Raw genomic sequence first — 25924 nt, 5'->3', positions numbered from 1 at the left:
GAGGCGTGTCGTCACAGCGACCGTTCCTCCAGTAGGCCGTGGGCGGTATAGAAATCCCGCAAGCTGGCCAGCCCGGGATGCGCCAGCGCCCGCCGGAGATAATCGCGAATGCGCGGCAGGTGTTTCAGATAATAGGGCTTGCCGTCGCGCTTTTCGAGCCGGACGAAAATGCCGAGAATCTTCGAATTGCGCTGCGCCGCCATCGTCGCATAGGTCTCGACGAATTCGTCTTCGTTAAAAACGCCAGCCTTATGGCGCGCGGCGATATAGGCATCGAGCGTCCGCCGCTCGATCTCAGGCGAAATCGTAGCGCGGGCATCCATGGCCAGCGAGGCGAGATCGTAGGCCGAAGGGCCGATCAGCGCGTCCTGGACATCGACGATGCCGAGGCGATCGTGACCGGTACGCTCGCCGCGCCAGATGATGTTGGGCGAATGAAAGTCGCGCAGCATGAGCGTGTATTCGCGTCCCTCCAACCGGTCGAGAACCGCATTCCATTCTTTTGAATAGCCGACGCGCAAGGCATCACTTGCCGGGCCGCCTGACATCGCCGGCACATACCAGTCGAGCAGCAATTCGGCTTCGATCATCATGGCGTCGCGGTCGAAAGGCGGCACGTCGTGAAAGACACCGGGCGCGGCCTCGATGCGATCGGGCCATGCCTTGCCGTGCATCATGGCAAGCAGTTCGGCCGCTGCTGCGTAGCGCTCCGCCACCGGCTGCCCGTGCTGGCCGAGAAATCCCTCCGAGCCCAGATGCTCGACCAGCAGAAAGCCTTGGTCCAGATCCTGCGCGTGGATTTCCGGGGCGCTGACGCCACCGGCCCGCAACGCCCGGTCGATGGCAACGAAGGCCGAGACCGATTGCGCAGTGTGGGCGATCACCGCATAAGGCTTGCCGTCGCGGACCGGCGGCCCGAGCACCAGCCGCGGCGAGTTCATCAGCACGCGCGGCGGCAGGCCGGCCAGCGAGACGATCTCATAGGAGCGGGCCGAGGCGTCGCCGATAAAATAGCGTCTTTGCGCTTCACCCCAGCCAGCTCTTTCGAGAAACTCGCGCATGGCCAGCGATCGCGTCGCTCGCTCGACTGCAGCGCCTTGTCCCGACAATCTCGCCATGCGTCCGTCGTCCTGATGGACCAGTTCGATCAGAACCGAAGTCTTTGGCAAATAGGCCTCTGCCCGTTCCGGCCATTCGACCAGGGCAGCGCCTTGCGCCAGCGCCTCGTCGAAACCCAGTTCGTCCAGTTCGGACGCCGAGGACAGGCGATAGAGGTCGAAATGATGGACGGGAACACGCGCCTCATAGCTCTGGACGAGCGTGAAGGTCGGGCTCGGCACGTCGAGACCGGCATCGTCGGTCATTGCCCTGATCAGCGCCCGCGCCAAACTCGACTTGCCGGCGCCGAGATCGCCTTTGAGCGCCAGCACATCGCCGGGGCGCAGCGACATGGCCAGATCCTCGCCCAGCCTTGCGGTCGCAGCCTCGTCGGCGAGAAAACGCTCCACCACCACGCCTGTCATCGAGCGCGCTACTCGGCCGCCGCGCGGATGCCGGACGGCGTATCCGGAAAGGCACAAATGACGGTGGTGCCCTTGTCCTTGCCGGTCTCAATGCGGACGCTGCCGCCATGCAGCTCGACAAAGCTCTTGACGATCGACAGACCGAGGCCGGCGCCGCGCCGGCGGCCGCCATTGGTGCGCGGTTCGAAACGCCGGAACACCGAATCGAGCAGGTCGGGCGGCATGCCGGGACCATCGTCGTGAACGGAGAATTCCACGCCTTCGGCAAGTGAGCGACAGGCGAGCGTGATGGTGCTCGCCTCCGGAGCGTAGTTCGCGGCATTGCTCAGCAGATTGTAGAGGATCTGGCGGATGCGGATTTCATCGCCGTGGAACGTCTTTGGCGCGGTGGCCGCGTCGATCTTGAGCCTGATCGCATGCTCCTCCAGCCGGTCGGCAACAAGCTCGGCGGCGGCGGCGATGGTCCGGTCGACGTGAACTTCGGAGATGTCGAGCTCCATGATGCCGGCATCCACGGTTGCCAGGTCGAGGATGTCGTTGACGATGGTGAGCAGGACCGCGGAAGACGAGCCGACATGCTCGACATATTCGCGCTGCTTCTGGCTCAATGGCCCGGTCGACGGCAGCGAAAGAAGCTCGGTGAAGCCGATGATGTTGGTCAGCGGCGAGCGCAATTCGTAGGAGACGTGCTGCACGAACTCGTTCTTGAGCTGGTCGGATTTTTCCAGCGCCTCGTTCTTGTCCTTCAGCGCACGCTCGACATTGACGCTGTCGGTGACGTCGACGAAGGTCATCATCACCTGCCCGTTTGGCAGCGGGATCATCGCGTAGCGCAGTACGGTGCCGTTGTTCAGCTCGGTCTGGCCGTGGCGGTCGCGGCGCTCGTCGTCGAAACCGGTGATGGCGGCAACGAACCCGCGCCAGGGGCTGTCGGCGGCGCGCCGGTCGCACAGATCGCGGATCGTGGAGACGTGAACGTTGGGCTTGGCGGCGTCAGCGTCCAGCCCCCAAAGTGCTGCGAATGCCGGGTTCGACAATCTGAGCCTGCCGTCCGGGCCGAACACGGCCACGCCTTCGGCAAGATTGTCGAGCGTCTCGCCCTGGACCCGCACCGCGGTCTGATAGCGGCTTTCAAGGTCCATCTTCTCGGTCAGGTTCTCGAATACCCAGGTCACGCCGCCCTTGGGCTGCGGATTGGCGACGACGCGGATGGTCTTGCCGTCCGGCAGATGCCACCAATGTTCCTGCGACTCGACCGCGCGATAGGCGCCAAGCAGGCTTTCCTTCCAGCGCCGCCATTCGGGCTGCTCGGCGATCTTGCCTTCGCTGCGCAGCCGATCGAGCAATAAGGCGTTGTCGGGAGCGCTGTGCAGGAAGCCGCTGTCGAGACCCCATAGTTTCTGGAACGCCTGGTTGAAAAACCGTAGCTTTTCGTCGGTATCGAAAATCGCCACGGCGGTGTTGAGCTGATCGAGCGTGTCGGCGTGGCTCCGCACGGTCCGCTCATATTCGTTACGGATGGTTTCGATGGCGCTGGTGTCGCAGGCAAGACCCGCCGAGCCGTCGGCGCCAGCGAAGTCGGTCACGGCGAACATGCGGCGGTCGCCTTCGATCACGGTGGAAAGCGCCTGCTCGAAGACGGGACGCGACTTGTGCTGCGCAGCGATTGCTTCGCGCGCCTGGCCACCCAGGAATTCCTTCGCGTCGCGAACCGCAGCTTCGGCGTTTTCCGCCTCGACCGCCTTGGCATAGGCGCGGTTGACCCATTTCAGCCGCCCGTTCGCCGTGCGCAGCCATGCTGGCATGCTGAGTGCGTTGAGAAGGCCGAGCATGGTGTCATAGTCGGCGGCGAGACGCTGGTTCTCGATTTTCAGCCTGGCCTCGCTTCGCTGCGTTTCTGAAAGCGAGACGAAGCGGACGACCACGTGTGCTGCGCTCTTGCGCCCGTGCACTTCGAGCGGCGCACCGGCCTGCGATTCGATGACGAGATCGAACGGTTTCGCCTTTTCCCGCAGTCCCGCCACGGCATTTTCGAGCGCCGCCGCTGAGCGCGGCATCAGCCAACGGCCGAAGGCCAGGAAGGCGGCACGGTCTTCCGGAGCGCCGCTTTCAACCGGCAATGTCCCGACGAGCTCGGGTTTTTTGTTTTCCGAGGCCCATACGACGACACGCTGGCCGCGCAGGTTGAGCAGCGCCTCGGAGCGCTGCAGCGCAGCGTTGACGTCGGCCAGGCGGGCTCTGAGTTCGACATTCTGCGCCGAGGTGCGCGCCCGTTCGCGGATCAGGAAAATGGCCGAGACAAGTGCGGCACCCATGACGCCGACAAACATCGCGAGTTGCATGACCTCGACCGTGCTGACCGACAGCCCGGCTTTGGACGCAGCAGCGGGTCCAGCATGTGCCGAAAGGCCAAGCAGCGGACCGACGAGCGCGGAAGAAGCAAGCAATTTTCCGACGCGGCTGCCAGCGCGCCATAAGAGGCTTCCGCCTCTGGCAGCGGAACCCATGGTCACCGAATCGTTGTGGCCGCCGGAAACGGCCTGTCCCGCGCAAGGCGGGTAATCCCCCGGCATGTCCTGGTCCTCTTCGCCGCCTGAATGCAAGACCGCCCTGATGCGGGTGTCGGCCCTCGTCCCCGGACCCGCGAATCAGCACCATAGCGCTTGCGCGAATCGGCGTGAAGAATCAATCAGCGCAAAAATAAAGCCGGGCGAAAAGTCAATCGCCCGGCATCAATATCTAGTGGTAATTTCCGCTGTGGTTAATAGCGGTAGTGTTCCGGCTTGAACGGTCCCTGCGGGGTCACGCCGATATAGGCGGCCTGTTCGCCGGACAGTTCGGTAAGCCGGGCGCCGAGCTTGTCGAGATGCAGGCGCGCGACCTTTTCATCGAGATGCTTCGGCAGCACATAGACCTGGTTCTGATACTGGCCGGGCTTGGTGTACAGCTCGATCTGGGCCAGCACCTGGTTGGTGAAGGATGCCGACATGACGAAGCTCGGGTGGCCGGTGGCGTTGCCGAGATTGAGCAGGCGACCTTCGGACAAAAGGATCATCCGCTTGCCGTCCGGGAAGGTGATCATGTCGACCTGCGGCTTGATGTTGGTCCACTTCAGGTTGCGCAGCGACGCCACCTGGATCTCGTTATCGAAGTGGCCGATATTGCCGACGATCACCATGTCCTTCATCGCCCGCATGTGATCGATGGTGACGACATCCTTGTTGCCGGTGGTGGTGATGATGATGTCGGCGGTCGGGGCGGCATCTTCGAGCGTGACGACTTCGAAGCCGTCCATCGCCGCCTGCAATGCGCAGATCGGATCGACCTCGGTGACCTTGACGCGGGCGCCGGCGCCCTTGAGCGACGCCGAAGAACCCTTGCCGACGTCGCCATAGCCGCAGACGACCGCAACCTTGCCGGCCATCATCGTGTCGGTGCCGCGGCGAATGCCGTCGACCAGCGATTCCTTGCAGCCATATTTGTTGTCGAATTTCGACTTGGTCACGCTATCGTTGACGTTGATCGCCGGGAACGGCAGCAGGCCCTTCTTCTGCAACTGATAGAGCCGGTTGACGCCGGTGGTGGTCTCTTCGGTGACGCCGCGGATCGCTTCCTTCTGCTTGGTGAAGAAACCGGGCGATGCCGCCATACGCTTCTTGATCTGGGCAAACAGGATTTCTTCCTCCTCGCTGCCCGGATTGGAGAGCACATCCTCGCCGGCTTCGGCACGCGCGCCGATCAGGATGTACATGGTGGCGTCGCCGCCATCGTCGAGGATCATGTTGGAGGTGCCGCCATCGGCCCACTGGAAGATCTTGTCGGTGTAGACCCAGTAGTCCTCGAGCGTCTCGCCCTTGACGGCGAAGACCGGAATGCCGGCCTCGGCGATGGCCGCGGCCGCATGGTCCTGGGTCGAGAAGATGTTGCAGGAGGCCCAGCGGATATCGGCGCCGAGCGCCTTCAGCGTTTCGATCAGCACCGCCGTCTGGATGGTCATGTGCAGCGAACCGGTGATGCGCGCGCCCTTGAGCGGCTGCGCTTTGCCGAATTCTTCGCGGCAGGCCATCAGGCCCGGCATTTCGGTTTCGGCGATCTCGATCTCCTTGCGGCCCCAGCCGGCAAGCGAGATGTCGGCGACCACATAGTCCTTGCTACCCGTCATGGCAGTGCTCCGATCAAGAATTGTTTTCGGGATGCGCCCGCGCCGGAAGGCGCGTCGATGGGCGCGAGTTGCCGGCCTGACTAGCAGATCGTCGGTCGGACGACAATGGGATATAAAGAAATCTTTATCCGTGCATGTCTTCGAGGCGCCTCGGCCCGAAACCGGAATCGATTTTCGGAAGCACGATGCCCAAAGGACGCGCGGTGCTCTGGGCGTCAGGACTCCTCGCCGAAGCGGGAGGCGACCAGTTGCTCCAGTGCGTCGATCACCTGCTCGGCCTCCGGGCCGCTGGCGGTGACGCGGATCGAAAAGCCGGGGCTCGCCGCCAGCATCATGAGGCCCATGATCGAGGTGCCGCCAACCGTGACGCCGTCCTTCTCGACCTGGACGGAGGCGTCGAAGCCGCTGGCGACCTGAACGAACTTCGCCGAGGCGCGGGCATGCAGGCCACGCTGGTTGACGATTGGAAATTCCCGGACGATGTGACCCTTCTTGGCCGACAGCGCGTTCATTTGCTGCTCAGCAGCTGGCTGGCGACATTGATGTATTTGCGGCCGGCCGCCTGCGCCTCGTCCAGCGCTGCGCTCATATTGTCGCCCTTGCGAATGCTGGACAGCTTGATCAGCATCGGCAGGTTCATGCCGGCAATGACTTCGGTACGACCGGATTCCATCACCGAAATGGCGAGATTGGAAGGCGTGCCGCCGAACATATCGGTCAAAACGATGACGCCCGCCCCGGTGTCGACACGGGCAACGGCATCGACGATGTCGCTGCGGCGCTGCTCCATATCGTCATCAGCGCCGATCGCCACGGTCTCGAAACTGTCTTGTGGCCCGACGACGTGTTCCACGGCATGGCGGAATTCGGCGGCCAGTTGACCGTGCGTTACAAGCACGAGTCCGATCATTCTTTGGTGGCTCCCGTCATCGCCGCTTCATAGGCGTTTCATGCTCGCCGGCTATTTCAGGCGGCGGGAGCGCTATCTTGTCGACGCGAGGCGCGTTGACAAGCCCAAAATTGCACCGGCCCAGGCCATTTTGACGCATTGCAGCAAAAAACCGGGAACCGGATTATACGAAAGGCGCAATTGGCAGCCGCGCCATCATGGCCAGCAAGGCGGAGGAGACGTTGCGTTCGGCAAAATCGATTCGTGGCACCAGAACGCCCGCGATCGGTTCACTGACATCTTCCTGGAAGCGGGGCATCTCGCTTGCCGGCACCAGCCGGACATGAAGGTCGATCACGCCGCCGGGCTCGAACGACAATGGCCGCGGACCGAATCCGGGCACCTCGGCGAGGCCGGCGATAGGAGCGGGCACCCGACAGACCAGCCGCCCCGCGTGATCGGCGGCGAGGAGCCTGTCGTCACCGATCAGCCGCGAAAACAATCCATGCCGGCGACAATGATCGACGAGGGCGAGAGCCAGCGTCGTCTTGCCCGAGCCGGACGGTCCCGTGATAAGGACACCACGCTCGCCGATCAGGATCGCCGTGCCGTGAATGTTCTCAGCCTGCACAGTCGGATCAGGCATGATCTTGTCCGAAACCCGGTCCCCACTTTTCGCTGCCGCGGACCCTTTTTTCGGGATCATGCTTTTTGGTTTACGCATGATCTTGTTCCGAAAACCGGTGCCCACTTTTTGGATCATGCTTTTTGGTTTACGCATGATCTCGTCCGAAAACCGGTTCCCACTTTTTCGGGATCATGCGTCAGCCTTCGGCCGGCAGTGTCACGACGAAGCGCGCGCCCTTGATCTCGCCGGGTTTGGTGCCCGGGATGTTCTCGGCGGTCAGCGTGCCGCCATGGGCTTCGACGATCTGCCTGCTGATCGACAGGCCGAGGCCTGAATTCTGGCCGAACGCTTCGCCGGCCGGCCGGTCGGTGTAGAAGCGTTCGAAGATGCGGTCGATGTTGTCGGCCCTTATACCGGGACCATTGTCGTCGACGGTGATGATGTTGACCTTGCCGGCGCGCGCCAGAGATATGGCAATGTGGCCGCGCTCTTCAGGAACGAAGGAGCGGGCATTCTCGATCAGATTGGTGATGACCTGGCCGATCCTCAGATCATGACCGGCGACGAAGTAGCCTTTGACGCCCTGCGGCAGTTTGGAGACCTTGAACTCGATCTCGACCGTCTTCTTGTTGCGCGTCGCCGTGCGCGAAACGTCGACCAGATCCGTGATGAATTTCTTGAGATCCACGGTTCCTGCGTCTTCCCGCGCGAGCTCGGCGTCAAGACGGGAGGCGTCGGAAATGTCGGTGATGAGACGGTCCAGCCGCCTGACGTCGTGCTGGATGATCTCCATCAGCCGGCCGCGCGAGGTGTCGTTCTTGGCCAGCGGCAGGGTCTCCACCGCGCTGCGCAGCGAGGTCAGCGGGTTCTTCAATTCGTGCGAGACATCAGCCGCGAAACTTTCGATCGCCTCGATGCGGGCGTAGAGCGCATTGGTCATGTCGCGCACGGCGATCGACAGATTGCCGATCTCGTCCTGCCGGTCGGAGAAATCAGGGATTTCCTCGCGATTCTTGACGCCGCGCCGCACCCTGACCGCCGCCGCCGACAGCCGGCGCAGCGGGTTGGCGATGGTCGAGGCGAGCAGCATCGACAGGATGGCGGTGACAAGGGCGGCGATGCCGAAGACGCGCAGGATCGCCTTGCGCTCGGCCGCGACGATCTTGTCGATGTCGCCGCCTTCCGTCGACAGCATCAGCACGCCGAGGACGGCGCGGAAGCGCTGGATCGGCACGGCGACCGAAACAATCTGCTCGCCCTGTTCGGAGATCCGCACGATGGTCGACGGGCTGCCGGTAAGCGCCTTGACCACCTCCGGAAATGCAGCGCCGTTGCCGCCCGGCTGTTCATGGTAGACCGGCAGCGCGGTGTTGCGGAAGAAGTCGAAGACAAATTTCTGGATACGTTCCAGAAGATCGGGCTCTTCCTTGTCGGTCGGCGGCAGGTCGTAGCGAAGGATCTGGCCGCGCGAATAAAGATGGCGCGAATCGAGCAGTAGATTGGCGTCGCGGTCATAGATGCGGGCGCGCGTCCGCGTCGGCGAAATCAACCGCCTGAGCACCGGCGCGACGCGCTCCGGATTGATCGGGAAATCCAGATTGTCGAGCTGATCGGAGCCGGGGCCTAGGCTTTCGCCGGCCTGCAGTTCCAGCAGTTTTTCCGGATCGATGCTGATCGAATCGGTCTCAACCGTCGCCGATGCCGCGATCGCGCCGGCGATGATCTCGCCCTGGGTCATCAGGCTCTCGACGCGGGCATCGATCAGCCCGTCGCGAAACGTGTTGAGGTAGAGAATGCCGGTGACCAGGACGGCCAGGCCGGCGAGGTTGAGGAAGAGAATGCGCCGCGTCAGGCTGGAAAAGATATGGTGGCCGAGGAAGCGGCGCATCGGCACCGTGATTCTCGACAGGAATGCCGGCAGAATCCGCGACGGGCGCCGGGCGCCCGTCCGTCTCACTCTCTCTACGTCCACTGCCATCGAATAGCAGCCCCCGCTCAGTCCTGGTTTTGATGCATGTCGTTGTCCCAAAACCGGGACCACTTTTGGGCGACATGCATCAATTCATGCTTCGCGGAACCGATATCCGACTCCGTAAAGGGTTTCGATCATCTCAAAGTCATCATCGACGGCCTTGAACTTCTTGCGAAGCCGCTTGATGTGACTGTCAATGGTGCGGTCATCGACATAGACCTGCTCATCATAGGCCGAATCCATCAGCGCATCACGGCTTTTTACCACACCGGGACGCTGGGCCAGAGAATGCAGGATCAGAAACTCGGTGACGGTAAGCGTCACCGGCTCGCCCTTCCAGGTGCAGGTGTGACGCTCCTGGTCCATGACAAGTTGGCCGCGCTCGAGCGAACGGGCCTGCTGGTTGGGCGTCTTGGCCGACGCTTCGCGGGCGCTGGCACGGCGCAGCACGGCGCGAACCCGCTCGACCAGAAGACGCTGCGAGAAGGGTTTACGGATGAAGTCATCGGCACCCATCTTGAGGCCGAAAAGCTCATCGATCTCGTCGTCCTTGGACGTCAGGAAGATCACCGGCAGGTCGGATTTCTGGCGCATCCGGCGCAGAAGCTCCATGCCGTCCATGCGCGGCATCTTGATGTCGAGGATGGCGAGGTTCGGCGGGCGCGCCGCCAGGCCTTCCAGCGCCGACGCCCCATCCGTGTAGGTTTCGACTCGATATCCCTCCGATTCCAGGGCGATCGACACCGACGTCAGAATGTTGCGGTCGTCGTCGACAAGCGCGATTGTTGCCATTTCAAGTGGCTCCCTCATGAGCTGTCCCTTCTTTGGTCGAGAAGGGGCTTTTGCAGGACAAATTAGGTACAAAATGTGGCACAGGCTTCGTCCGCTGTCACGAGCGGCATGCCGGCGGCCACGATTTCACCTCAACATGGATTGGACTGTTAAGACCGCCAATCCTGTGGGCAACCACCTGACTTTTTGCACATATAAACGATTTAAACAACTTTCAAAATATTTAAATCGATTAATTATTTGATATCATTTGGCTTTTCTGGTTCTCACCGTTACAGTCTCCTTGGTGGGGGCTCCGGAAATTCGCCGGCCAGGATGCTGCAAATCGAAGAAGGAACCCCTCATGTCGGAAGCCGGCAAACGCAATCCCGCATGGGCGATCGATCGGATTGGCCTAACGACTACGGGCGCGGTGCGCTATAATTTCGGGGAGGCCGTCCTTTACGAGGAAGCGGTCCGCCGCGGCGAGGCCCGGCTCACCGCGCATGGCGCGCTCGTCGCCGAGACCGGGCAGCACACCGGCCGCTCGCCCAAGGACAAATTCGTCGTGCGCGACGAGACCACAGGGCCGCATGTATGGTGGGACAACAACAAGGCGATTTCCCCCACCCAGTTCGACACGCTGCTCGCCGATTTTCGCATCCATGCGGCGGACAAGGACCTTTATGTGCAGGACCTGGTCGGCGGCGCTGACGAGGACTTGAAGCTGACGACCAGGGTCGTCACGGAGCTTGCCTGGCACTCCTTGTTTATCCGCAATCTGCTCATTCGCCCGGAAGCCGCCGAGCTCGAGCATTTCGTGCCTGACATGACGATCATCGACCTGCCGTCGTTCCGCGCCGATCCGGTTCGCCACGGCACCCGCACCGAAACGGTGATCGCCGTCGATCTCTCGCGCATGATCGTGCTGATTGGCGGCACCTCCTATGCCGGCGAAATGAAGAAGTCGGTATTCACCGTGCTCAACTATCTGTTGCCGGCGAAGGGCGTGATGCCGATGCATTGCTCGGCCAATGAAGGCACCGGCGGAGATGCGGCGATCTTCTTCGGCCTCTCGGGAACCGGCAAGACGACGCTGTCGGCCGATCCGTCGCGCACGCTGGTCGGCGACGACGAGCACGGCTGGGGTCCGCATGGCATCTTCAATTTCGAAGGCGGCTGCTATGCCAAGACGATAAAGCTTTCGGCCGAAGCCGAGCCGGAGATCTTCGCCACCACCCAACGCTTCGGCACGGTGCTGGAGAATGTGGTGCTCGATGCGGGCCGCGTCCCGGATTTCGACGACGGCAGTCTCACTGAAAACACGCGCTGCGCCTACCCGCTCCACTTCATCCCCAACGCCAGCAAGACGGGCCGCGCCGGTCACCCGAAAAACATCATCATGCTGACCGCCGACGCATTCGGCGTGATGCCGCCCATCGCCCGGCTGACCCCGGCGCAGGCGATGTATCATTTCCTCTCCGGCTATACCGCCAAGGTGGCTGGGACAGAAAAGGGCGTCACCGAACCCGAAGCGACGTTTTCGACCTGTTTCGGCGCGCCGTTCATGCCGCGCCATCCGTCGGAATACGGCAATCTGCTGCGCGAGCTGATCGCTCATCACGGAGTCGATTGCTGGCTGGTCAACACCGGCTGGACCGGCGGCGCCTACGGCACCGGCAAGCGGATGCCGATCAAGGCGACGCGGGCGCTGCTTGCCGCGGCGCTCGACGGCTCGCTGAAAGGGGCCGATTTCCGCACCGACGCCAATTTTGGTTTCGATGTGCCGGTGGCGGTTGCGGGCGTCGACAGCGCCATTCTCGATCCGAGATCGACCTGGGCCGATACCTCAGCCTATGACCTGCAGGCGGCGAGGCTGGTCGGCATGTTTGCCATCAATTTCGAAAAATTCGAACCTCATGTCGACGCCATTGTGCTCGGCGCCGCGCCGCGCATGCGCGAAGCCGCGGAATAATCGCCGGCTGGGTACCCTGCGCATCAAGGCCCGACCCGGGGGATCGGGCCTTTTCTTTTTTCGTCCGCCGCGCCATGACTGCGGCATGAACGCCGACGACAAGATCATCATTGCCGACGATGCGGTGATCCATCCGGATGACCTGCACGAGGACTTCATCCGCTCGTCCGGCCCTGGCGGCCAGAACGTCAACAAGGTGGCGACGGCGGTGCAATTGCGCTTCGATGCGGCGAATGCGCCGGGCCTGTCGGAGCGCGTCCGCGAGCGAACCATAAAGCTGGCCGGCCAGCGCGCCACCAAGGACGGCGTCATCGTCATCGAGGCCGGGCGCTTCCGCACGCAAGAGCAGAACCGAGCGGACGCCCGGGCGCGGCTTGCGGAACTGGTTGCCAAGGCCGCCGAACCGCCGCCACCGCCGCGCAAAAAGACGAGGCCGTCGAAAGGCGCGGTCGAAAGGCGGCTGAAGACCAAGGCTGGGCGCGGCACAATCAAGAAACTGCGCGGCCGGGTGGCCGACGATTAGAGCGACGTGCGATAGGCGACATCGATTGCGCGGTCGAGACGGCTTCCAATTCAAGGTTGCAGGTGGCAAGTTCGCTATTCGCCACAGCAAGGGAGACCACAGATGGGCATGTTTGATTTCGTCAAGGGCGTCGGCAAGAAGCTCGGATTCGGCGACGATGAGCCGGAGCCGACCGCCGATACGCTGAAGAAAGAACTCGATTCGCACGCGCTCGGCACCGACAATGTGGAAGTCGACGTAAAAGGCGATACGGCTGTGCTGAAAGGCGTAGTCAAGGATCAGTCGATCTTCGAAAAGGCGGTTATCGCCGTCGGCAACACGCTCGGCGTGTCCAAGGTGCAGGCGGATGAGTTGCAGGTCGCCGCCCCCGAATCCGGCACACCCGCTGCCCCGGCCAAGGAACCGACCTTCTATACGGTCAAGAAAGGCGACAACCTCTGGAAGATCGCCGAAAAGAGCTACGGCAAGGGCAAGGGTGCGAAGAACACGATCATTTTCGAGGCCAACAAGCCGATGCTGACCCATCCGGACAAGATCTATCCGGGGCAGGTCCTGCGTGTCCCGGATCTCGATCAGGCCTGACCAGTTCGGGCCAGATCGGCAACAGCAATCGACAATGGCGGCTTTCGGGTCGCCGTTTTCATTTGATGGTGGCATTCTGGTTGTTTGCAGACCAACGGATCAAGCGACCATGCTCGTCCTGCCCAAAGGCGTCCGCCACATGCCCGGCTATCTGTCCCGTGCAGTGCAGGAAGCGCTGGTCGAGGATGTGAGACGGGTCGTGCAGGAGGCCCCCCTGTTCGTGCCGGCCATGCCGCGCACCGGCAAGGAGATGAGCGTGCGCATGACCAATTGCGGTTCGCTCGGCTGGGTGACCGATAAGGAGCGCGGCTATCGCTACCAGCCGACGCACCCGGTGACCGGAACGCCCTGGCCGCCGATCCCCGACGTGCTGCTGCAGCTGTGGCGGGACGTGTCTGCCTATCCGCATCCGCCGGAGGCTTGCCTGGTCAATTTCTATTCGCCGGACGCGAAGATGGGCCTTCATCAAGACCGCGACGAGATCGATTTCTCCGCGCCGGTCGTTTCCGTTTCCCTGGGCGACGATTGCCTGTTCAGGGTCGGCCAGAGCACGCGCGAAGGCGGCACCAAATCGTTCAAGCTGAAAAGCGGCGACATCGTCGTGCTTGGTGGCGAAGGCCGCCTCTGTTTTCACGGCGTCGACCGTATTTATCCGTCGACCTCGGCACTGCTGAAGAATGGCGGACGGATCAATCTTACGCTGAGGCGGGTGACCTATCCTGGTTAGGACGGCGGACCTTCAAGTCGCGCCGTATTAAGCATCGGATTTTCGTAAAACCGGCACCCGCTTTGGGTCATGGTCCAGGCCCGCCGCTGAACCGCCGGAAAAGATCCAGCGTTCGAGAACGACAAAGTTGACCACGGGAATGAGAATGCAAGTGAGCAGTATCGGAACTGCGACCGGCAGGCCGAACTGCCCGACGAGGAGCAGCGGAAGAAGATAGGCGATGGCAAGGCCGAATCCGGTCAGCACGGCGAAACGCGGCGCTTCGAATTGATGCGAGCCGGCCGACATGAACGTGAAAAACTTGTGGCCGAGATAGGAGAATATTGCTGCGGCCACGTAGGCGGCGACCGAGGCTGTGGCCGGCGACAGGTATGTTGACCCGGCACTGGTGAAGAGGCTGGCACAAAGCGCGTAGAGCACTGTGGCCGCAAGTCCCACAGAGGTGAATTTGAGAAGCCGGCGCAGAGCAAGTGTTCCGCGCCAGGCGGAAATGTCAGGCCGGCGCATTGCAGGCATATTGATCACCGGCTCCCGACAAATGCTCTGGAATTGGCAATCGAACGGTAGCGGGTACTGCCTAAAGCGCCGTTAACCGCTTCGTTACAGCTTCCTGAGCGCCACTTCCTCGACCAGATGATTGGCGCCCTTGCGCAGGATGAGATCGGCGCGGGCTCGCGTCGGCAGGATGTTCTCGCGCAAATTCTTCAGATTGATGTTGGTCCAAAGGCCTTCGGCGATGGCGCGGGCCGCTGCCTGCGAAAGTTGCGAATAGCGGTGGAAGAAGGAGTCCGGATCGCGGAAGGCGGTCTCGCGCAGCCGCATGAAGCGGGCGATGTACCATTGATGGATCAGCTCCTCTTCGGCATCGATATAGATGGCGAAGTCGAAGAAATCTGACAGGAAAGGCACGATCTTGCCGTCCTTCGGCAGCTTGCCCGGCTGCAGCACGTTGATGCCTTCGAAGATCAATATATCCGGCCGGTCGATAGTCTGGAACTCGCCGGGAACGACGTCGTAGGTCAGGTGCGAATAAACAGGCGCGCGGACATTGCGCTGCGCCGATTTGATGCCCGACAGGAAACGCAGCAATGCGCCGACATCGTAGCTGTCGGGAAAGCCCTTGCGCTCCATCAGATTGTTGCGGCGCAGGATTTCGTTGGGAAGCAGGAAGCCGTCAGTGGTGATCAGATCGACCTTGGGGCTCGACGGCCAGCGCGCCAGCAATTCCTTGAGCACGCGAGCCGTGGTCGATTTGCCGACCGCGACAGAGCCGGCAATGCCGATGATGAAGGGCGTTTTGACGACATCCATCGCGTTGAAGAAGGCCTGGCGCTGCCTGAACAGAAGCTGGCTCGCCTCGACATGGGCCGACAAAAGCCGCGACAGCGAAAGATAGATGCGCTTGACCTCTTCAAGGTCGACCGGGTCGTTGAGCGAACGCAGGCGACGGACCTCGTCCTCGCCGAGCGTCATCGGCGTGTCGGCGCGGAACTGCGACCATTGCTCCGCCGAGAAAAAACGAAAGGGCGAATATTTCTCGGTGGGGGCGAGCTGGTCCATCGAGTTTCCTACCCTCCGCAGCGATCAGCCCCGGTCCTGCCGAGACGCCTTTTCGGCGATGCCCGAACGACCGGTGCGGCGTTCGAGTTCGGTCAGGACATCGGCAAGCGGAATGCCGGCGACGCCCAGAACGACAAGCCAATGATAGATGAGATCGGCGCTTTCCGAAACGAGGGCTTGTCTGTCACCGCCAACGGCCGCGATAACCGTTTCGACCGCCTCTTCGCCGAGCTTCTGCGCCGCCTTGTCGATGCCGCGTGCGAACAGCTTTGCCGTCCACGAATCCGGATCGCCGGAATGCGCGCGTTCCCTGATGATTGTCTCCAGCTCGGAGAGCGAAAACTCAGCCATTGCGCCATCTATCTGCTTGTTTAAGCATGATCTTTTCCGAAAACCGGTTGCCACTTTGCTTTAGAGCCGATCACCTGGGGTGTCCAGTCGCATCGGCAGGCCGGCGCGGGCCATATGCGCCTTGGCTTCGGCAATGCTGTAGGTGCCGAAATGGAAGATCGATGCCGCCAGCACCGCGCCGGCATGGCCGTCGCGAATGCCCTCGACCATGTGATCGAGCGTGCCGACGCCGCCGGAGGCGATGACCGGCGCACGCACGGCGTCGGCGACCGCGCGGGTGAGCGCGATGTCGTAGCCGGCCTTGGTGCCGTCGCGATCCATCGACGTCAGCAGGATCTCGCCGGCGCCGCGATCGACCATCTGCTGAGCGAATTCGACCGCGTCGATGCCGGTCTTCTCACGGCCGCCATGGGTGAAAATCTCCCAACGGTCGGCCTCGCCTTCGGCCGACACTATCTTGGCGTCGATGGCGACGACGATGCACTGGTTGCCGAACTTATCGGCCGCCTCGGCGACGAAATCGGGATTCTTCACCGCCGCCGTATTGATCGATACCTTGTCGGCGCCGGCCAAAAGCAGCTTTCTTATGTCGGCGACCTGGCGCACGCCGCCGCCGACGGTCAGTGGCATGAAGCATTGTTCGGCGGTGCGGGCGACGATGTCGAAGATGGTCTCGCGATTTTCGGACGTAGCGGTGATGTCGAGAAAGCAGAGCTCGTCGGCGCCGGCGGCATCATAGGCCTTGGCTGCCTCGACCGGATCGCCGGCATCGACCAGGTCGACGAAGTTGACGCCCTTGACGACGCGGCCGTTCTTGACGTCGAGACAGGGGATGACGCGGGCTTTCAGCATCAGATCCTTCCAAACGCGGCAAGAAAATCGCCAAGCAATTGCCCGACGACAGGCGGAACCTCGCCCTTGGCGTCAAAGGCAGGATCGTAGGCGGACAGGGTAATGCCGACGATCGGGATCGACTTGGCCAGCTCGCAAACCAGTTGCCGCAGCTGCTCCGGATTTGGACCTCCCGGCCGTGCATAGCGATTCACCTGCAGCACATCCGGATCGTGAACGTCCAGATCCAGATGCAAATGGACTTGGGCCGCGCCGGCCGCCTTGAGCTTTCCGACATTGTCGAGTGCATCGGCCCATTGGGCACGAATGATCGGCAACGTCTCTAGAAGCCCCCTTTCATCGGGGTCGAGGTCGCGTGCATCGACCAGCATGCACCGCGACGGGTCGATCGCCTGAAAGCCGGGAATCGCTGACGTCATCGGGCGCCAGCAGAGCCCCAGCGTCGTTGCCAGCGCCATGCCGTCGAGAAACCCGTAGGCGGACGTCTCGGGCGTATTGAGGTCGCCGTGCTGATCGATCCAGATGATCGAATCTGCGGTATCGCCAGCCACCGCACCGACGGCGGTCAGGCAATTTCCGGCGAGCACGATGGGAAAACGCTCATCGTCGCGCGCCATGTCGACCTTGGTGGCGACTGCCCGACAAACCGCGAAGCCTGTCGCGATTTCGCGCTTCTGGGCATCGCCGACCTCGCCGATGTCCTCGACGATGACATCATGGCCGCGCAAGGCAAGTTCATCGACAAGCCCGCCGGCAATGATGGCGTCGGGGCCCTGGCCAAAGCCGGCGTGGTAAAAGCCGCTGTCATAGGGTGCAAGGATAATCGAGAGTTTCATCGCGCCCTCGCCTTCTCCGATCCTGCCGCCAGGATGGCCAGTGCTTCGGCCGGATCGACACGCCCGTCATATAGCGCGCGGCCGGAGATGGCGCCTTCGAGTTTTTGCGCATCGGGCATGGTCATGCGCACGATGTCGGCGATCGAGGCGAGCCCCCCGGAGGCTATGACCGGGATCGAAACCGCTTCGGCGAGATCGATGGTGGCATGCCAGTTTATGCCGGTCAGCACACCGTCGCGGTCGATGTCGGTGTAGATGATGGCGGCGACGCCGGCGCCCTCGAACTTCCTCGCCAGTTCGATGACGCCGAGGCTCGAGGCCTCTGCCCAGCCCTCGACCGCCACCTTGCCGCCCTTGGCGTCGATGCCGACGGCGATCTTTCCCGGGAACGCCTTGCAGGCCTGCCTGACCAGATCGGGATCGCGCACCGCCACCGTGCCGAGAATGATCCGGGCCAGCCCGCGATCGAGCCAGTCCTCGATCTGCGCCAGGGTGCGGATGCCGCCGCCGAGCTGCACCGGGTTTTTTGTCGCCTTGAGGATGGCGCCGACCGCCGCGCTGTTGACACTCTTGCCCTTGAAGGCGCCGTTGAGGTCGACGACATGCAGCCATTCAAAGCCCTGTTGCTCGAAGGCCCTGGCCTGCGCGCCCGGGTCGTCATTGTAGATCGTCGCGGTCGCCATATCGCCGTGCTTCAGGCGCACGCACTTGCCGTCCTTCAGATCGATAGCCGGGAACAGGATCACTTTCAGGCGCCCTCGACGATCGCGAAATGGCCGGTCGAAGCCGCCAGTCGATTCCGTAGTGCGGTCTGATAGGCCGGCGACTGGTAACAATTCAGCGCTGTCTGGTAAGAGTCGAACTCGACCACAACATGCCTGTCAAATTCCGATCCTTCGGGGTTTGTGACCTCTCCGCCGCGCACGAGATAGCGACCGTCGTAGCGCGAAATGGCGTCACCGATGGCGTCGCGGTAGCGCTGGTAACCCTCGGGGTCAGTCACCGTGAGCATGACCACCCAGTAGCCTTTCTTACTCATGATCCTAGGGCCTCCAGCGTAAGAAATTGGTGATCAGCGCCAGGCCAAGCGCCTGGCTCTTTTCGGGATGGAACTGCGTGCCGGCGAGATTGTCGCTGACAACAGTGGCCGTCACCGGACCACCGTAATCGGCAATCGCCAGCACGTCCTCCGGCTTCTGCGCGTCGAGATGATAGGAATGGACGAAATAGGCGTGCAATCCCTTGGCGCCGGTCGGAATGCCGGAAAACAGCGGGTGCTTGCGCGTGAGCTCGATCGTGTTCCAGCCGATCTGCGGGATCTTCAGCGCAGGATCGGCCGGGGTGATCTCCTTGACGTCCCCGGCGATCCAGCCAAAACCTTTTGTAACGGTCTTTTCCAGGCCCCGCTCCGACATCAGCTGCATGCCGACGCAGATGCCGAGGAACGGCCGCCCCTTGACGGTCGCGACCTCCTCGATCGCTTCCCACATGCCGGCCACAGCGCGCAGCCCGGCCGCGCAATCGGCATAGGCGCCGACGCCGGGCAGGACGATGCGGTCGGCGGTTCTAACACGCTCGGCGTTGGCGGTCAGGTCGATCGCGGCGGCTATACCGGCTTCATGCGCGGCGCGCTCGAAGGCCTTGGTGGCCGAGCGCAGGTTGCCCGAGCCGTAATCGATGATTGCGACCCGCATGTCAGGGTCTTCCCGGAGTGTGGTTCAACCCCAGCGCGATGCCCATATGTGCTGGCCGGGCATGGGCTGGATCCGGGACGATGCGTTGCGCGGGCGCTTGCTCATCCGAATGCGCTTCGGCTTCCAGCACATAGCGCGTATCGGCATCATCGATCCTGTCGGCCGCGACGACGCCCCATTCAAGCCAGCCACGACGGCGCAATGCGGCAATCCGCAAGGCCTGACCTTCCAGACCGACATAGAGCGATACAAGCAGCGACAGCAGGGGGCCAGCGAGCCCAAGGCTCAATCCTTCGGCAAGCATCGAAAGGAGAGCCATGGCGACAAACGTCAGTGCTGCCTCGATCCACAACCGGTGCCAGAGCAACCACAGCGGCGGCACGAGGAAGCCGAGCCAGGAAAACCCATCCCGGACAAAGGCCGTTGTGTCAGGCTTTTTGCCGCGGCCCGGCGGTTCCATCACGACATAGATCGCCATCGCCTATCCCTTCAGAGATCCCTTGGTGGAAGGAACCGCATCCGGCTGGCGCGGGTCGCTTTCAAGCGCGATGCGCAGCGTACGCGCCACCGCCTTGAAGCAGGTCTCGGCGATGTGGTGATTGTTGGCGCCGTAATGGTTGGTGACATGCAGCGTGATGCCGGCATTCTGCGCCAGCGCCTGGAAGAACTCGCGCACCAGTTCGGTGTCGAACGTGCCGATCTTCGGCGACGAGAACGCAACGTTCCAGACAAGGAAAGGACGGCCGGAGACGTCGATCGCCGCGCGCGTCAGCGTCTCGTCCATGGCGAGATCGACCGAGGCATAGCGCATGATGCCGCGCCGCTCGCCCAACGCCTTGGCCAGCGCCTGGCCGAGCGCGATGCCGGTGTCCTCGATCGTGTGGTGGTCGTCTATGTGCAGATCGCCCTTGGCCTTGACCGTCATGTCGATCAGCGAATGGCGCGACAACTGGTCCAGCATGTGGTCGAAGAAGCCGACGCCCGTCGAAATATCGGATTTTCCCGAGCCGTCGACCTGGACCGATACGGAGATGTCGGTTTCCCCAGTCTTGCGGCTGGCGTTGGCGGAACGGGGCGGCATAACCTCATCCTTGTGCAGAGTTCAGACGTTCCAAGCGTTCACGTGCTTGAAAACGAGAGCCTTCTAGCAGCATGATCCGGCGATTGCCAGTTGCCATGCCAAGGGATATCGAGCCTGCGGATGACCGGTTTGCAATCATCGGACCTATGCATACATATGGTCGATCAAGTCACTCGTAACGCGCCAATCGCCTTTTCGGGATCGGTGCTGATCGGAGCAGAAGATGTCGAATGAACTGACCATGCACGCCACGACGATTCTGACCGTGCGCAGGGGCGGCAAGGTGGTGATCGCCGGTGATGGCCAGGTCAGCCTTGGCCAGACGATCATGAAAGGCAACGCCAAGAAGGTGCGCCGCATTGGCAAAAGCGGCAATGTCATTGCCGGTTTCGCCGGTGCCACCGCTGATGCCTTCACGCTTCTGGAGCGGCTCGAGGCCAAGCTCGAACAATATCCGGAGCAATTGACGCGGGCCTGCGTCGAACTCGCCAAGGACTGGCGCACCGACCGCTATCTGCGCCGGCTGGAAGCGATGATGCTGGTTGCCGACAAGTCGGTCTCACTGGCGCTGACCGGCACCGGCGACGTGCTCGAACCCGAACATGGCGTCATGGCCATCGGTTCGGGCGGCAACTACGCGCTGGCCGCGGCGCGCGCGCTGATGGACTCCGACAAGGATGCCGAAGAAATCGCCCGCAAGGCGATGCAGATCGCATCCGACATTTGCGTCTACACCAACAACAACTTTGTCATCGAAACCCTCGATGCCGGCTGAGCCGGCCGCTGGCTATGATCCCGAAAAGTGGAAACCGGTTTTTGCTTCGCTGACCTTCGGTTCGGAGGAGATCATGGCCAAACAAGAAAATAGATATGATTTTCGGCCGGTGACGGAGGCGGACCTGCCGATGATCGCGGCATGGCTGGCCGAGCCGCATGTCGCGGAGTGGTGGGACGATCCCGAGACGGAGATCGCGCAGATCCGCGAACACATCGACAGCATTTCCGTTGAGCCGCTGATCATCGAGCTCGACGGCTCGCCGATCGGGTACATGCAGAGCTACGACCCGCATCTCGAGGATGGCCATCCCTACAGCGACCAGCCGTTCGGCACGCTCGGCATCGATCTGTCGATCGGCAGGCCTGATCTTGTCGGACGCGGCCACGGCTCGGCAATTGTCCGGCAGTTCGTCGAACAGCTGTTCGAAGAAGGGGTGCCGCGTGTCATCATCGACCCGGATCCATCCAACGGACGAGCGATCCGCGCCTATGAAAAGGCCGGTTTCAGAGCTATCGATCGAAGGCAATCGGAATATGGCGACGCCGTGCTGATGGCAATCGACGCAGAAGAAGGTGACGCCGAATAGGGCGACGCCGAAGAGGGGCAGTAACAGCATGAGCACAACCGGCGCCGACAAACCCGTCTCGGCCTATGAAGACAGCTGGCGGATGGGACTTCTGCTCGTCCTCGGCCTGATCATATTCCAGGCCGGAGTCCTTTACGGCATGGGCCGAACCCCGATCTGCACATGCGGCTATGTCAAGCTGTGGCACGGCATCGTGCAGAGTTCGGAGAATTCCCAGCATATTTCCGACTGGTACACATTCTCGCACCTCATCCACGGCTTCCTGTTCTATGCGCTGGCGTGGGCTCTGTTCCCGCGCTCGCCGATCGGGCTCAGGCTGGCATTTGCGGTCGTCATAGAGGGCGGCTGGGAACTTCTCGAGAACAGCCCGTTGATCATCGAGCGCTATCGCGCTGGCACAATTTCCCTGGATTACTACGGCGACAGCATCATCAATTCGGTGGCGGATACGCTGGCGATGGTGCTGGGATTTGTGATGGCGCGCAGGCTTCCTATATGGGTGATCGTGACCCTCGCTCTCATCTTCGAATTCGGTGTCGGCTACATCATCCGGGACAATCTGACACTCAACGTGATCATGCTGCTGCATCCGTTCGAGTCCATCCGGCAGTGGCAAAGTGGAATTTAGTAATATGAGCACATTCTCGCCGCGCGAAATCGTTTCGGAACTCGATCGCTTCATCATCGGCCAGAAGGACGCCAAGCGCGCCGTGGCCATCGCCTTGCGCAACCGCTGGCGCCGCCAGCAGCTCGAAGGCCAGATGCGTGAAGAGGTGATGCCGAAGAACATCCTGATGATCGGCCCGACCGGCGTCGGCAAGACCGAGATCTCGCGCCGCCTGGCACGCCTTGCCGGTGCGCCGTTCGTAAAGGTCGAGGCGACCAAGTTCACCGAGGTCGGCTACGTCGGCCGCGACGTCGAACAGATCATCCGCGACCTGGTCGAGATCGCCATCGGGCTGGTGCGCGAGAAGATGCGCGAGGACGTCAAGGCGCGCGCCCATATCAACGCCGAGGAACGCGTGCTGGAAGCGCTCGTCGGCAAGACGGCGAGCCCGGCCACGCGCGACAGTTTCCGCAAGAAGCTGCGCGACGGCGAACTCGACGACAAGGAGATCGAGATCGAAGTGAGCGACACCGGCACTGGCGGCATGCCCGGTTTCGAGATCCCCGGCATGCCGGGCGCCAATATCGGCGTGTTGAACATCAACGACATGCTGTCGAAAGCGATGGGCGGCCAGAAGACCAAGACGCGCAAAACGACGGTGAAGGAATCCTACGCGGTGCTGGTCGGCGACGAGTCCGACAAGCTGCTCGACCAGGACGAGGTGGTGCGCAGGGCGCTCGAATCGACCGAAAACGACGGCATCGTCTTCCTCGACGAGATTGACAAAATCGCCTCGCGCGAAGGCGGCATGGGCGCCGGTGTTTCCCGCGAAGGCGTGCAGCGCGACCTGCTGCCGCTTGTCGAAGGCACCACGGTCGGCACCAAATACGGACCGGTGAAGACGGATCACATCCTGTTCATCGCATCGGGTGCGTTCCACGTTGCCAAGCCATCCGACCTGCTGCCCGAATTGCAGGGCCGTCTGCCGATCCGCGTCGAGCTGCGTGCGCTGGAGAAGGACGATTTCGTCCGCATCCTGACCGAGACCGAGGCCAGCCTGATCAAGCAGTACATCGCGCTGATGAAGACCGAGGGCGTCGATCTCGTCTTCACCGACGACGCCATCGATTCGCTGGCCGGCATCGCCGTCGATCTCAACGCCAGCGTCGAGAACATCGGCGCCAGGCGGCTGCAGACGGTGATGGAACGGGTGCTGGACGAGATCTCCTATGATGCGCCGGACCGCCACGGCACGGCGGTGACCATCGACGCCGCCTATGTGCAAAAGCATGTCGGCGATCTGTCCAGAAACACGGATTTGTCGCGATTTATCCTGTAGCAGGCGATCCATTCTACAAGAGATGGCGCTGGGCGACCCGGCAAGTTCCGAGACGTGTGGCCAAATGGATGCATCTGGCCAGCTTTTGTCTTGCCGGTTGCAGGGGCCCTCGACTCCCGTTCCAGCTTTACCTAGTTTGCCGGCAACACCAGCGCCGCGCATCAGTTGGACGTGCAAAGAGCGCTGAACAGTTGGTTCTGCGCATGACCCCCGAAAATCGATTCCGAGGGTCATGCGCTGTTGCAGGCGGCGGCGCATGAAAAAAACGATCCTCGTCACTCTCGGGCTGACGCTGGCGACAGCCATGTTCGCCGCCGAAGCGGCGACGATGGTGCCGCCGGGCAACAGTCATGCCGAGCAGCCCAATATACCGGGCGCCTCCAGCCGGCGCACCCAGGCCACCAACACCACCTTCCAGGCGAAATACCGCAAGGTCTACGCGCTGCTGCAGCACGACGCCGGTCTCCGCGGCAAGATCGAACAGGCAGCAGCGACCTATGGCATCGATCCGATGCATATCGTCGGCGCCATCGTCGGCGAGCACACCTACAATGTCGACGCCTACGACCGGCTGCAGACCTACTACGTCAAGGCGATCTCGTATCTGTCGAGCAAGCTGGCCTTCGCCTATGAAGGCGAGGACATCACCGATTTCGTGCAACGGCCGCAATTCCAGGAATGCGTCGGCAAATCGGATAGTTACGAGCTCTGGGAATGCCGCGAGCAGGTGTGGAACCAGTCCTTTCGCGGCAAGACTGTCAGCGGCGAGAGCTTCCCCGACGACCGCTTCGGCGCCACCTTCTTCCAGCCCTATTATGCCGGCCAGACTTTTGGCCTCGGTCAGCTCAATCCGCTGACCGCGTTGCAGATGAGCGATCTCGTGCACCAGGTTTCCGGCCTGCCGAAGCTCGACGTCGGCGATCCGAACGCGGTTTACAAAACCATCATGGATCCGGACCTGACACTGGATTATGTCGCAGCGACGATCCGGAAATCGATCGATGCCTACCAGAGCATTGCCGGCTTCGACATATCGGGCAATCCCGGCATCACATCGACGCTCTACAATGTCGGCAATCCGGAACAGCGTGCCCATGCGCTGAAGGCCGAGAACGACAGGCGCCGCGACGCGGGCGAACCGGAGAAGCTGCCCGAGGAAAATTACTACGGCTGGCTGGTCAACGACAAATTGCCGGAGCTGAAGGCGCTGTTTTAGTGGTGAAATCCGACGCTGACGACCACAGCCGCCCCGGGACTCATCCCGCCAGCAGCGACTTCAGCTTGATCGTTTGCGAACCGAGCGCCTCAGGCGCCGGCTTTGCCCTTCTTGCGATCAGCATCTCGGCCAGCCTTATGTCGCGGGCAACCGAATTGCCTGGGCCGATGCCGCTCGCCGCGACCAGCCTGCCATCCTGCGCCAGATGAAACAGGATGAAGGCGCCCTCGTCGAGATCGCGGCGCACGACCTTGCTGCCCTCGTCCGAGAGCCCAGATATCTGCAAGGTCAAGCCGTACTGATCCGACCAGAACCATGGCACCGCCGCGTGGGCCTCACCGGCGCCAAGCATGTTCCTGGCCGCAAGCGCGCCCTGCTCCTGCGCGTTGCGCCAGGCTTCCAGCCGCACGCGCCGGCCGCCATAGACGGCAAGCGGAAACGAGCAGCAATCGCCGGCGGCGAAGATGTCCGGATCGCTGGTGCGAAGCGCGGCATCGACAGCTATGCCGTTGTCGATCGTCAGCCCCGCTTCCGCGGCAAGTCCGGTCACCGGCACGGCGCCGATGCCGATCACCGCCAGATCGGCGACGATTTCCTGCCCGCCGGCAAGCGCGATGCGCATCTGGGCGCCGTCGTCGACGATCGCCGCGATGCCGTCGCCGCACAGGATTTTCACGCCTTCGGCTTCATGCGCCTCGTGGACGATTTTGGCGATCTCGGCCGGCACGCCGCGCATCAGGATGCGCGGCTGCGCCTCGATGACGGTGACCGTGGCCCCCAGCCTGCGCGCCGCGGCGGCAAGCTCGAGGCCGATGAAGCCGCCGCCAACTATGGCAATGCGGTTTCCGGCGCTGAGATGGGCGCGAATGGCCAACGCGTCGTTGAAGGTCCGGAGATAGACACAGCGCGCGCCGAGGCCGGGCAATGGCAGCCTGCGCGGTGTCGAACCAGTCGCCAGCAAGAGCTTGTCGTAAGGCAGGACCGAACCGTCCGACAGGTGTACGAGATGCGCCGCGCGGTCGATCGCCACCGCCTGGACCGAATGGATATGCCGGATCGACCTCTCGGCCAGGATCTCATCGCTGGCGATCGCCTTGATCGCGGGCGCATCGCCGACCATCGCGTCTTTCGACAGCGGCGGCCGCTCGTAGGGCAGATGCGGCTCGTCGCCGACCAGCGTCACCGGCCCATCATAGCCGAGATCGCGCAGCGCCAAGGCAGCCCGCCCGCCGCATTCGCCGGCACCGATGATCACCATCCCTTTCGTCATCA

28 protein-coding genes are annotated in these 25924 nt (G+C 62.4%); 9 read left to right on the top strand and 19 right to left on the bottom strand.

All coding sequences use genetic code 11. The annotated features are described in order from the left end of the window. Positions 1 to 11: 11 nt before the first annotated feature. The 8 genes from tsaE to AC0L3N_RS00300 form a co-directional block, all read right to left on the bottom strand. Complete coding sequence (gene tsaE, locus AC0L3N_RS00335; RefSeq protein ID WP_473544756.1) at positions 12 to 1523, bottom strand: tRNA (adenosine(37)-N6)-threonylcarbamoyltransferase complex ATPase subunit type 1 TsaE; 1512 nt, start codon at positions 1521 to 1523, stop codon at positions 12 to 14. A gap of 8 nt (positions 1524 to 1531) precedes the next feature. After that, entirely contained in the window at positions 1532 to 4096 is a 2565-nt protein-coding gene (locus AC0L3N_RS00330; protein WP_123146247.1) for a sensor histidine kinase, read from the bottom strand. A gap of 188 nt (positions 4097 to 4284) precedes the next feature. Next, on the bottom strand, positions 4285 to 5685 hold the full coding sequence (gene ahcY, locus AC0L3N_RS00325; RefSeq protein WP_473544754.1) for an adenosylhomocysteinase: 1401 nt from the start codon (positions 5683 to 5685) through the stop codon (positions 4285 to 4287). A 215-nt stretch (positions 5686 to 5900) separates the two neighbouring features. Then, positions 5901 to 6197, bottom strand: a complete 297-nt coding sequence (locus AC0L3N_RS00320) for an HPr family phosphocarrier protein (protein ID WP_473544752.1) — start codon at positions 6195 to 6197, stop codon at positions 5901 to 5903. Continuing rightward, entirely contained in the window at positions 6194 to 6595 is a 402-nt protein-coding gene (locus AC0L3N_RS00315) for a PTS sugar transporter subunit IIA (RefSeq protein WP_029347440.1), read from the bottom strand. Before AC0L3N_RS00315 ends, AC0L3N_RS00320 begins: the two co-directional genes overlap by 4 nt. 163 nt (positions 6596 to 6758) lie before the next feature. After that, a complete protein-coding gene (locus tag AC0L3N_RS00310; protein WP_473544750.1) occupies positions 6759 to 7220 on the bottom strand; it encodes an HPr kinase/phosphorylase in 462 nt (153 codons plus the stop codon). A 178-nt stretch (positions 7221 to 7398) separates the two neighbouring features. Then, on the bottom strand, positions 7399 to 9180 hold the full coding sequence (locus AC0L3N_RS00305) for a stimulus-sensing domain-containing protein (protein ID WP_473544749.1): 1782 nt from the start codon (positions 9178 to 9180) through the stop codon (positions 7399 to 7401). An 84-nt stretch (positions 9181 to 9264) separates the two neighbouring features. Further along, positions 9265 to 9966, bottom strand: coding sequence for a response regulator transcription factor (locus AC0L3N_RS00300; RefSeq protein WP_023796909.1), 702 nt, complete (start codon positions 9964 to 9966; stop codon positions 9265 to 9267). 343 nt (positions 9967 to 10309) lie between these two features. Between AC0L3N_RS00300 and AC0L3N_RS00295 the strand changes: the two genes are divergently transcribed. The 4 genes from AC0L3N_RS00295 (at position 10310) to AC0L3N_RS00280 (ending at position 13752) form a co-directional block, all read left to right on the top strand. Continuing rightward, positions 10310 to 11920: a phosphoenolpyruvate carboxykinase gene (locus tag AC0L3N_RS00295; RefSeq protein WP_123146242.1), complete on the top strand. Its 1611-nt coding sequence runs from the start codon at positions 10310 to 10312 to the stop codon at positions 11918 to 11920. A gap of 85 nt (positions 11921 to 12005) precedes the next feature. Then, positions 12006 to 12443 (top strand): alternative ribosome rescue aminoacyl-tRNA hydrolase ArfB, encoded by a 438-nt coding sequence (gene arfB / locus AC0L3N_RS00290; protein WP_123146241.1) that lies wholly within the window; start codon positions 12006 to 12008, stop codon positions 12441 to 12443. Between the two features lie 102 nt (positions 12444 to 12545). Continuing rightward, on the top strand, positions 12546 to 13025 hold the full coding sequence (gene lysM / locus AC0L3N_RS00285) for a peptidoglycan-binding protein LysM (RefSeq protein WP_473544746.1): 480 nt from the start codon (positions 12546 to 12548) through the stop codon (positions 13023 to 13025). Between the two features lie 109 nt (positions 13026 to 13134). Next, entirely contained in the window at positions 13135 to 13752 is a 618-nt protein-coding gene (locus AC0L3N_RS00280; RefSeq protein WP_473544744.1) for an alpha-ketoglutarate-dependent dioxygenase AlkB, read from the top strand. Positions 13753 to 13779: 27 nt separating this feature from the next. Here the strand turns inward: AC0L3N_RS00280 and AC0L3N_RS00275 are convergent, their stop codons facing one another. From AC0L3N_RS00275 to hisB, 10 genes are all read right to left on the bottom strand, one after another. Further along, complete coding sequence (locus AC0L3N_RS00275; RefSeq protein ID WP_244602607.1) at positions 13780 to 14268, bottom strand: GtrA family protein; 489 nt, start codon at positions 14266 to 14268, stop codon at positions 13780 to 13782. Between the two features lie 84 nt (positions 14269 to 14352). Then, positions 14353 to 15312: a type I pantothenate kinase gene (gene coaA, locus AC0L3N_RS00270; protein WP_095494005.1), complete on the bottom strand. Its 960-nt coding sequence runs from the start codon at positions 15310 to 15312 to the stop codon at positions 14353 to 14355. A gap of 24 nt (positions 15313 to 15336) precedes the next feature. Next, a complete protein-coding gene (locus AC0L3N_RS00265; protein ID WP_095494006.1) occupies positions 15337 to 15663 on the bottom strand; it encodes a phosphoribosyl-ATP diphosphatase in 327 nt (108 codons plus the stop codon). Positions 15664 to 15723: 60 nt separating this feature from the next. Then, positions 15724 to 16518, bottom strand: a complete 795-nt coding sequence (gene hisF, locus AC0L3N_RS00260; RefSeq protein ID WP_473545253.1) for an imidazole glycerol phosphate synthase subunit HisF — start codon at positions 16516 to 16518, stop codon at positions 15724 to 15726. Continuing rightward, complete coding sequence (locus tag AC0L3N_RS00255) at positions 16515 to 17351, bottom strand: arginase family protein (protein ID WP_473544741.1); 837 nt, start codon at positions 17349 to 17351, stop codon at positions 16515 to 16517. The genes hisF and AC0L3N_RS00255 overlap by 4 nt, the downstream gene beginning before the upstream one ends. Beyond that, on the bottom strand, positions 17348 to 18097 hold the full coding sequence (hisA, locus tag AC0L3N_RS00250) for a 1-(5-phosphoribosyl)-5-[(5-phosphoribosylamino)methylideneamino]imidazole-4-carboxamide isomerase (RefSeq protein ID WP_473544739.1): 750 nt from the start codon (positions 18095 to 18097) through the stop codon (positions 17348 to 17350). The genes AC0L3N_RS00255 and hisA overlap by 4 nt, the downstream gene beginning before the upstream one ends. A 2-nt stretch (positions 18098 to 18099) precedes the next feature. Further along, complete coding sequence (locus AC0L3N_RS00245) at positions 18100 to 18390, bottom strand: DUF1330 domain-containing protein (RefSeq protein ID WP_473544737.1); 291 nt, start codon at positions 18388 to 18390, stop codon at positions 18100 to 18102. Positions 18391 to 18394: 4 nt separating this feature from the next. Next, positions 18395 to 19045, bottom strand: a complete 651-nt coding sequence (gene hisH / locus AC0L3N_RS00240; RefSeq protein ID WP_473544735.1) for an imidazole glycerol phosphate synthase subunit HisH — start codon at positions 19043 to 19045, stop codon at positions 18395 to 18397. A 1-nt stretch (position 19046) separates the two neighbouring features. Further along, complete coding sequence (locus tag AC0L3N_RS00235) at positions 19047 to 19523, bottom strand: DUF2628 domain-containing protein (RefSeq protein ID WP_473544733.1); 477 nt, start codon at positions 19521 to 19523, stop codon at positions 19047 to 19049. Positions 19524 to 19526: 3 nt separating this feature from the next. Next, positions 19527 to 20126: an imidazoleglycerol-phosphate dehydratase HisB gene (gene hisB, locus AC0L3N_RS00230; protein ID WP_473544732.1), complete on the bottom strand. Its 600-nt coding sequence runs from the start codon at positions 20124 to 20126 to the stop codon at positions 19527 to 19529. A gap of 223 nt (positions 20127 to 20349) precedes the next feature. Between hisB and hslV the strand changes: the two genes are divergently transcribed. From hslV to AC0L3N_RS00205, 5 genes are all read left to right on the top strand, one after another. After that, positions 20350 to 20901 carry an ATP-dependent protease subunit HslV gene (gene hslV, locus AC0L3N_RS00225; protein ID WP_192357920.1) on the top strand — a complete coding sequence of 184 codons (552 nt, stop codon included), beginning with the start codon at positions 20350 to 20352 and terminating at the stop codon, positions 20899 to 20901. A gap of 73 nt (positions 20902 to 20974) precedes the next feature. Further along, positions 20975 to 21490, top strand: coding sequence for a GNAT family N-acetyltransferase (locus tag AC0L3N_RS00220; RefSeq protein ID WP_473544730.1), 516 nt, complete (start codon positions 20975 to 20977; stop codon positions 21488 to 21490). 28 nt (positions 21491 to 21518) lie between these two features. After that, positions 21519 to 22118 (top strand): DUF2585 domain-containing protein, encoded by a 600-nt coding sequence (locus tag AC0L3N_RS00215; RefSeq protein ID WP_473544728.1) that lies wholly within the window; start codon positions 21519 to 21521, stop codon positions 22116 to 22118. A 4-nt stretch (positions 22119 to 22122) separates the two neighbouring features. Continuing rightward, positions 22123 to 23436 carry an ATP-dependent protease ATPase subunit HslU gene (gene hslU / locus AC0L3N_RS00210; RefSeq protein WP_473544726.1) on the top strand — a complete coding sequence of 438 codons (1314 nt, stop codon included), beginning with the start codon at positions 22123 to 22125 and terminating at the stop codon, positions 23434 to 23436. 256 nt (positions 23437 to 23692) lie between these two features. Further along, the gene (locus AC0L3N_RS00205) at positions 23693 to 24652 is read left to right on the top strand and encodes a DUF1402 family protein (protein WP_473544724.1); all 960 of its coding nucleotides are present in this window, start codon (positions 23693 to 23695) and stop codon (positions 24650 to 24652) included. A 40-nt stretch (positions 24653 to 24692) separates the two neighbouring features. On the opposite strand, the gene AC0L3N_RS00200 is transcribed toward AC0L3N_RS00205, so the two are convergent. Continuing rightward, positions 24693 to 25922 carry an NAD(P)/FAD-dependent oxidoreductase gene (locus AC0L3N_RS00200; protein WP_473544722.1) on the bottom strand — a complete coding sequence of 410 codons (1230 nt, stop codon included), beginning with the start codon at positions 25920 to 25922 and terminating at the stop codon, positions 24693 to 24695. Positions 25923 to 25924 lie beyond the last annotated feature (2 nt).

The organism is Mesorhizobium sp. WSM4807 (genome assembly GCF_055811615.1).
Note: the sequence above shows the minus strand (reverse complement) of the source record. Positions and strands in the feature narration are given on the sequence as shown.

Excerpts from the sequence above, each read along its gene's own strand:
- tsaE (WP_473544756.1), bottom strand. The coding sequence starts at position 1,523 with ATGACAGGCGTGGTGGTGGAGCGTTTTCTCGCCGACGAGGCTGCGACC.
- AC0L3N_RS00330 (WP_123146247.1), bottom strand. The coding sequence starts at position 4,096 with ATGCCGGGGGATTACCCGCCTTGCGCGGGACAGGCCGTTTCCGGCGGC.
- ahcY (WP_473544754.1), bottom strand. The coding sequence starts at position 5,685 with ATGACGGGTAGCAAGGACTATGTGGTCGCCGACATCTCGCTTGCCGGC.
- AC0L3N_RS00320 (WP_473544752.1), bottom strand. The coding sequence starts at position 6,197 with ATGAACGCGCTGTCGGCCAAGAAGGGTCACATCGTCCGGGAATTTCCA.
- AC0L3N_RS00315 (WP_029347440.1), bottom strand. The coding sequence starts at position 6,595 with ATGATCGGACTCGTGCTTGTAACGCACGGTCAACTGGCCGCCGAATTC.
- AC0L3N_RS00310 (WP_473544750.1), bottom strand. The coding sequence starts at position 7,220 with ATGCCTGATCCGACTGTGCAGGCTGAGAACATTCACGGCACGGCGATC.
- AC0L3N_RS00305 (WP_473544749.1), bottom strand. The coding sequence starts at position 9,180 with ATGGCAGTGGACGTAGAGAGAGTGAGACGGACGGGCGCCCGGCGCCCG.
- AC0L3N_RS00300 (WP_023796909.1), bottom strand. The coding sequence starts at position 9,966 with ATGGCAACAATCGCGCTTGTCGACGACGACCGCAACATTCTGACGTCG.
- AC0L3N_RS00295 (WP_123146242.1), top strand. The coding sequence starts at position 10,310 with ATGTCGGAAGCCGGCAAACGCAATCCCGCATGGGCGATCGATCGGATT.
- arfB (WP_123146241.1), top strand. The coding sequence starts at position 12,006 with ATGAACGCCGACGACAAGATCATCATTGCCGACGATGCGGTGATCCAT.
- lysM (WP_473544746.1), top strand. The coding sequence starts at position 12,546 with ATGGGCATGTTTGATTTCGTCAAGGGCGTCGGCAAGAAGCTCGGATTC.
- AC0L3N_RS00280 (WP_473544744.1), top strand. The coding sequence starts at position 13,135 with ATGCTCGTCCTGCCCAAAGGCGTCCGCCACATGCCCGGCTATCTGTCC.
- AC0L3N_RS00275 (WP_244602607.1), bottom strand. The coding sequence starts at position 14,268 with ATGCCTGCAATGCGCCGGCCTGACATTTCCGCCTGGCGCGGAACACTT.
- coaA (WP_095494005.1), bottom strand. The coding sequence starts at position 15,312 with ATGGACCAGCTCGCCCCCACCGAGAAATATTCGCCCTTTCGTTTTTTC.
- AC0L3N_RS00265 (WP_095494006.1), bottom strand. The coding sequence starts at position 15,663 with ATGGCTGAGTTTTCGCTCTCCGAGCTGGAGACAATCATCAGGGAACGC.
- AC0L3N_RS00255 (WP_473544741.1), bottom strand. The coding sequence starts at position 17,351 with ATGAAACTCTCGATTATCCTTGCACCCTATGACAGCGGCTTTTACCAC.
- AC0L3N_RS00245 (WP_473544737.1), bottom strand. The coding sequence starts at position 18,390 with ATGAGTAAGAAAGGCTACTGGGTGGTCATGCTCACGGTGACTGACCCC.
- hisH (WP_473544735.1), bottom strand. The coding sequence starts at position 19,045 with ATGCGGGTCGCAATCATCGATTACGGCTCGGGCAACCTGCGCTCGGCC.
- AC0L3N_RS00235 (WP_473544733.1), bottom strand. The coding sequence starts at position 19,523 with ATGGCGATCTATGTCGTGATGGAACCGCCGGGCCGCGGCAAAAAGCCT.
- hisB (WP_473544732.1), bottom strand. The coding sequence starts at position 20,126 with ATGCCGCCCCGTTCCGCCAACGCCAGCCGCAAGACTGGGGAAACCGAC.
- hslV (WP_192357920.1), top strand. The coding sequence starts at position 20,350 with ATGTCGAATGAACTGACCATGCACGCCACGACGATTCTGACCGTGCGC.
- AC0L3N_RS00220 (WP_473544730.1), top strand. The coding sequence starts at position 20,975 with ATGGCCAAACAAGAAAATAGATATGATTTTCGGCCGGTGACGGAGGCG.
- AC0L3N_RS00215 (WP_473544728.1), top strand. The coding sequence starts at position 21,519 with ATGAGCACAACCGGCGCCGACAAACCCGTCTCGGCCTATGAAGACAGC.
- hslU (WP_473544726.1), top strand. The coding sequence starts at position 22,123 with ATGAGCACATTCTCGCCGCGCGAAATCGTTTCGGAACTCGATCGCTTC.
- AC0L3N_RS00205 (WP_473544724.1), top strand. The coding sequence starts at position 23,693 with ATGAAAAAAACGATCCTCGTCACTCTCGGGCTGACGCTGGCGACAGCC.
- AC0L3N_RS00200 (WP_473544722.1), bottom strand. The coding sequence starts at position 25,922 with ATGACGAAAGGGATGGTGATCATCGGTGCCGGCGAATGCGGCGGGCGG.